Source organism: Neisseria sp. P0009.S007 (assembly GCF_051962515.1).
Genome location: NZ_JBQCVF010000068.1, coordinates 6,085 through 11,421, shown reverse-complemented (window position 1 = coordinate 11,421; position 5,337 = coordinate 6,085). Strand labels below are relative to the sequence as shown.

Here is a 5,337-nt window from a genome sequence, read left to right as displayed (position 1 = left end):
CTGAAAACCAAAGGCGGTACCGGTGACAATGTCGGCGCAACCAATATCGAAGGCGTATGGGCGGCAGGCGACGTCAAAGACCATACCTACCGTCAAGCCATCACCAGCGCCGCTTCCGGCTGCCAAGCCGCGCTTGATGCCGAACGTTGGCTCGACCGCCACGGTGTATAAACCTCTAAGCTACGCCCTATTCTTTAAAACATAATCAAAAGGCCGTCTGAAATTTCAGACGGCCTATAATCTATCTGCCACACTAAATATTCATTTTAAAAGCAAATTTATATCAAATAAGTACTTTTGCTTTATAATAACGACAAATACCCAACAAACAGGGAACGAACATGAAAAAAACACTAATGACACTTATCCTTTGCGCACTGACTCCTGCCGCCCTGGCTGCCGATACTTACGGCTACCTGGCCATGTGGCAAAACCCAGCCAACAGCGATGAAGCGCTGCAAATCAAAACCACCAAAGAAAATGCCACCCAACTGGATGCGACAGCCGAACTCGAAACATTCTGCAAAGGCCAAGATGCCTTAGCCGGCATCGGTGCAGGCCAAGCAACAGGCTGCAAAACGGTTGTCCCTCTGCACAACACCTGTATCGCTGTTGCCTATCCTAAAGCCATGGGCAAATTGACTGCTCAAAACGTGGTAGCCATTACCTCCCCACGTTTCAAAACCGTGCATCAAATTGCCTTGAACCAATGTATCAAAAAATACGGCTCACAAGGACAATGTGCTTTAGAAACAGTCTATTGCACTTCCGAAACCTACTATCAAGGTACAGTCAAAACCCTTTGGGAAAAAATCAAATCCATTTAAGGCCGTCTGAAAATAAAACCGGCTTGCCCGATATTCTCCATATCACGGCAAGCCGGTTTTTTATTCTGGCTTTTATTTGCTGTTTTTTTCCAACAATTTGGCCACAACGCCTTCAGCCTGTTTCACCAAATCAGGGTTGGTTCGGAAGTGGTTTTCATCATTTAAAGAGTAGCTGACAGTAGAAACCGCATACTTCGTGCTTCGCAACACAAATACGCCTTTACGCAAGATTTCGTCATTGCCTTTGGTTTTGTAACGCAGATTATACGGGCAAGAAGAATCATACAGTTTGCCACGGTTGTCTGCGGTTACAATCGTGCTGCCAATGCCGCGTTTTGCCAAAGCTTTGGACAAAGCCTTGTCCAAATCATGCGGACGCACTTTTGCATTCTGAATGATGCAGACATGTTTGATGCTGGTCAGCTCTTCAGGTTTCAATACTCTTTGTTCCGTAGTAGAACACGCGCCCAGCAACAATACGGCTGAAGCCGCTGCTAAAATCATGGTTTTCATCTGTTTTCCTTTTTAAAATTTTCAAACAATAAATATTCAGACGGCCTTTACAAAAAGGCCGTCTGAAAAAATCAACGTACGTTTTTCATCAAACGTTGTTTCTCACGCTTCCAATCCGCTTCTTTCAGGCTTTGGCGTTTGTCATGCTGTTTCTTACCCTTGGCCAAACCGATTTCCACTTTGATTCTACCACGTGTGTAATGCAGGTTTAAGGGCACAATCGTATAACCGGCACGTTCGGTTTTACCGATTAACTTGTTGATTTCCGATTGTTTCAACAACAACTTACGCGGACGGACAGGGTCGGGTTTGACGTGTGTCGAGGCAGTGGGCAATGCGGTAATGTGGCAGCCCACCAAATAGAATGCGTCTTTTTTCCAGTAGATATAGCTTTCTTTTAATTGCACGCGTGCAGCGCGGATGGCTTTGACTTCCCATCCCTCCAATACTATACCGGCTTCGATTTGGTCTTCGATAAAGAAATCGTGAAAGGCTTTTTTATTATTGGCAATACTCATTGTGCTGATTCTTTACAAACTTTTCAGACGGCCTATTTTATCAGGCATGCTTAAAAAATAAAACGGCAAACGGTTTTGAAACGTTTATTCGCTTAAAACATGGCGGCGGTAAAAACGGTCGATATCAGCAATCGCTTTTTCATCTTCAGGGCGCAAATCCAGTTTCAAATCGGCAAGGCGGATTAAGATTTGGTCTTCACGCTCGGCAACGGCGCAGCTGACCTCGCCTTCGCTACGAAAATGACGGATAAGCTCGTCTAACTGGTTTAAAGCATTTTGATAAGATGAATTTTGATTCATAATTTTTAACTCGAACGCCCATAAAAAATGGCGGGAAACCCCGCCATGATTTTACGGCTTACGCCGCGCATTTGATTAAGCAGCTTGAATGTTAGCAGCTTGTTTGCCTTTAGGGCCGGTGGTTACGTCGAAAGATACGCGTTGACCTTCTTTCAGGGTTTTGAAACCATCCATGTTGATCGCTGAGAAGTGAGCGAACAAATCTTCGCCACCTTCATCAGGAGTGATGAAACCAAAACCTTTAGCGTCGTTAAACCATTTTACGATACCGGTTGCCATTAGAAACTTCCTATACTTAAAAATTAACAAAATCAGCAAAACAAGGCATACAGCAAACTAAAACGTTCAGCGTTTCTCCCACGTATCACATACGCGGTCGAGTGCCAACTTCTGCTTAACCGTCTTTTTACATTTGTTAAGACAAAACGTCAAGCTATGTTTTCAAAAAAGTGGGAAAATAGAAAAAAATTGCCGAAATACAACAGAAAACTGTTTACACTCTAAAACAGGCCGTCTGAAAACTGAAACCTAAGCTTATGAACCATCCGAATACCGACCACCAATCCGATACCCTGCTCAGCGATATCAACACACAGCCGCCGAAACGTTACGGCGTATTTTTATTGAACGACGATTACACCACCATGGAATTTGTCGTCGAAATCCTGACCGAAGTCTTTATGCTTACACAGGAACAGGCAGTGGCCGTCATGTTGCTGGTGCACCACGAAGGCAAAGGCCTGTGCGGCACCTACACGCGCGATATTGCGCAGACCAAGCAACATCAGGTCATGGAACGTGCCAAAGCTGAAGGGCATCCGCTCAAATGTATAGTCGAAGAGGTTTAAATCATGCTTTCACCCGAATTGGAACACATCCTGCAACTGCTCTACCGTGAAGCACGCAACGCCCGTTATGAGTTTATCAGCTTGGAACACCTGCTTTTGGTGTTGATAGAAGAAGATGCGGCTGTGCCGAACGTCTTGAAACTGTGTGGTGCGGATTTGAAAGTCCTGTCCGAGCAGCTTGCGGCCAGCGTTGCAGAAAATACACCGCAAATTCCCGATCATCTTCTGGATACGGTCGAAACCCAGCCGACATTGGGCTTCCAACGCGTCATCCAACGGGCAATGGTGCATACCCAGTCTGCCGGCAAAGCCGCAGTAGAGCCTTTGGATATTTTGGTTGCCATGATGAGCGAATCTGAAAGCCATGCCGTTTATTTCCTCAAATTGCAATCCATTACACGCTTTGAAGTCTTGCGTTGCATTGCCCATGGCTCGCCTGATGACGAAGACTGCAATGATTCAGACGGCCTGGGACGCGAGGGCGAAGAAGCGGAACAGAAAACCGGCTCTCTTTCCGACTACACCGTCAACCTCAACGCCGAAGTCAAAGCCGGCCGTATCGACCCTTTGATTGGTCGCAAACACGAAATGGAAAGGCTGGTACAAATCCTGTGCCGCCGCCGCAAAAACAATCCGCTTTTGGTCGGCGAGGCTGGTGTGGGCAAAACCGCGCTGGCGGAAGGCTTAGCACACCAAATCGTCAACGGCGATATTCCCGACGTGCTGAAAGAAGCCGAAGTATACGCACTGGATATGGGTTCGCTTTTGGCGGGCACGAAATACCGCGGCGACTTTGAAGCACGGGTCAAATCCGTCTTGAAACAGCTCGAAAAAATCCCGCACGCCATTTTATTCATCGACGAAATCCACACCATCATCGGCGCGGGCAGCACCAGCGGTGGCACAATGGATGCGTCTAACCTGCTCAAACCTGCGCTGGCAAAAGGCTCGCTGCGCTGCATCGGTGCGACCACTTATGACGAATACCGTACCATTTTCGACAAAGACCACGCCTTAAGCCGCCGTTTCCAAAAAATTGACGTGGTCGAGCCTACCATTTCCGAAACCGTACAAATCCTGCGCGGCTTGAAACCGATGTTTGAAGATTTCCACCAAGTCCGCTATACGCAAGGCGCACTTGAAGCCGCAGCCGAACTTTCCGCCCGCTACATCAACGAACGTTTCCTGCCCGACAAAGCCATCGACGTAATGGATGAAGCAGGCGCGGCGCAACGGATTTTGCCCAAATCCAAACAGAAAAAAGTCATCGGCAAAGCGCAAATCGAAACCGTCATCGCCAAAGTTGCGCGGATTCCCGAAAAAACCGTGTCGCACGACGACAAACAAGTGTTGCAATTCCTCGGCCGTGATTTGAAAAACATGGTTTACGGTCAGGAAAACGCCATTGACGCGCTGGTTGCCGCCGTCAAAATGTCGCGCTCTGGCCTCGCCCTGCCCGACAAACCGATAGGCAGTTTCCTCTTCTCCGGCCCAACCGGCGTCGGCAAAACCGAAGTCGCCAAACAGCTTGCCTACTCGATGGGCGTACCGCTGCAACGCTTTGATATGTCCGAATACATGGAACGCCACGCCGTATCGCGCCTCATCGGCGCACCACCAGGCTACGTCGGCTTTGAACAAGGCGGCCTTTTGACCGAAGCCGTCAACAAGCAGCCGCATTGCGTGTTGCTCTTGGACGAAATCGAAAAAGCCCACCCCGACATTTTCAACGTCCTCCTGCAAGTCATGGACGCAGGCAAACTGACCGACAACAACGGCAAGAGTGCCGACTTCCGCAACGTCATCCTGATTATGACCACCAACGCAGGCGCGGAAAGCCTCAGCCGACCCAACCTCGGCTTTACCGCCAAACGCGAGCGCGGCGACGAAATGCAGGCAATCAACAAACTCTTCACGCCCGAGTTCCGCAACCGCTTGGACGCGATTATCCCATTTGCGCCCTTGTCCGAACCCATTATCGTCAAAGTCGTGGACAAATTCCTGCTCCAGCTCGAACACCAGCTCCTCGACAAAAAAGTCGAAGCCGAATTCACACCGGCATTGCGCAAATATCTGGCGGAAAAAGGTTTCGACCCGCAAATGGGCGCACGCCCGATGAACCGCCTGATCCAGGAAAAAATCCGCAAACCGCTCGCCGACGAACTTCTGTTCGGCAAACTCACCGAAGGTGGCTTTGTGCTGATAGACTGGGATGCAGCAAAAGAAAAAGCCGTGTTGAAGTTTAAGAAAAGCAAGGTCAAACCTGAAACAGAAACTGTTTAACCGACTGAAAAATAAAAGGCCGTCTGAAATTTCAGACGGCCTTTTTAT

7 protein-coding genes and 1 pseudogene are annotated in these 5,337 nt (G+C 48.5%); 4 read left to right on the top strand and 4 right to left on the bottom strand.

Going from position 1 to position 5,337, the window contains the following annotated elements; genetic code table 11:
• Positions 1-171, top strand: a pseudogene (locus tag ACTHS3_RS07605) (thioredoxin-disulfide reductase); the annotation flags it as partial.
• Positions 172-341: 170 nt separating this feature from the next.
• Positions 342-827 (top strand): DUF4189 domain-containing protein, encoded by a 486-nt coding sequence (locus ACTHS3_RS07600; RefSeq protein WP_004520796.1) that lies wholly within the window; start codon positions 342-344, stop codon positions 825-827.
• 72 nt (positions 828-899) lie between these two features.
• Here the strand turns inward: ACTHS3_RS07600 and ACTHS3_RS07595 are convergent, their stop codons facing one another.
• The 4 genes from ACTHS3_RS07595 to ACTHS3_RS07580 form a co-directional block, all read right to left on the bottom strand.
• Positions 900-1,340 (bottom strand): hypothetical protein, encoded by a 441-nt coding sequence (locus ACTHS3_RS07595; protein WP_004520797.1) that lies wholly within the window; start codon positions 1,338-1,340, stop codon positions 900-902.
• A 71-nt stretch (positions 1,341-1,411) separates the two neighbouring features.
• The gene (smpB, locus tag ACTHS3_RS07590) at positions 1,412-1,858 is read right to left on the bottom strand and encodes an SsrA-binding protein SmpB (RefSeq protein ID WP_003679566.1); all 447 of its coding nucleotides are present in this window, start codon (positions 1,856-1,858) and stop codon (positions 1,412-1,414) included.
• 84 nt (positions 1,859-1,942) lie between these two features.
• Entirely contained in the window at positions 1,943-2,158 is a 216-nt protein-coding gene (locus ACTHS3_RS07585; protein ID WP_003679564.1) for a hypothetical protein, read from the bottom strand.
• A 75-nt stretch (positions 2,159-2,233) separates the two neighbouring features.
• Positions 2,234-2,437, bottom strand: a complete 204-nt coding sequence (locus ACTHS3_RS07580; RefSeq protein WP_003682902.1) for a cold-shock protein — start codon at positions 2,435-2,437, stop codon at positions 2,234-2,236.
• A gap of 257 nt (positions 2,438-2,694) precedes the next feature.
• On the opposite strand from ACTHS3_RS07580, the gene clpS reads away from it, so the two are divergent.
• Both clpS and clpA read left to right on the top strand, forming a co-directional pair.
• Positions 2,695-3,006, top strand: a complete 312-nt coding sequence (gene clpS, locus ACTHS3_RS07575; RefSeq protein WP_004520799.1) for an ATP-dependent Clp protease adapter ClpS — start codon at positions 2,695-2,697, stop codon at positions 3,004-3,006.
• 3 nt (positions 3,007-3,009) lie between these two features.
• On the top strand, positions 3,010-5,289 hold the full coding sequence (clpA, locus tag ACTHS3_RS07570) for an ATP-dependent Clp protease ATP-binding subunit ClpA (protein WP_004520800.1): 2,280 nt from the start codon (positions 3,010-3,012) through the stop codon (positions 5,287-5,289).
• Positions 5,290-5,337: the final 48 nt, after the last annotated feature.

Bases quoted from the DNA above. Each gene is read 5' to 3' on its own strand.
- ACTHS3_RS07600 (WP_004520796.1), top strand. From the start codon at position 342: ATGAAAAAAACACTAATGACACTTATCCTTTGCGCACTGACTCCTGCC.
- ACTHS3_RS07595 (WP_004520797.1), bottom strand. From the start codon at position 1,340: ATGAAAACCATGATTTTAGCAGCGGCTTCAGCCGTATTGTTGCTGGGC.
- smpB (WP_003679566.1), bottom strand. From the start codon at position 1,858: ATGAGTATTGCCAATAATAAAAAAGCCTTTCACGATTTCTTTATCGAA.
- ACTHS3_RS07585 (WP_003679564.1), bottom strand. From the start codon at position 2,158: ATGAATCAAAATTCATCTTATCAAAATGCTTTAAACCAGTTAGACGAG.
- ACTHS3_RS07580 (WP_003682902.1), bottom strand. From the start codon at position 2,437: ATGGCAACCGGTATCGTAAAATGGTTTAACGACGCTAAAGGTTTTGGT.
- clpS (WP_004520799.1), top strand. From the start codon at position 2,695: ATGAACCATCCGAATACCGACCACCAATCCGATACCCTGCTCAGCGAT.
- clpA (WP_004520800.1), top strand. From the start codon at position 3,010: ATGCTTTCACCCGAATTGGAACACATCCTGCAACTGCTCTACCGTGAA.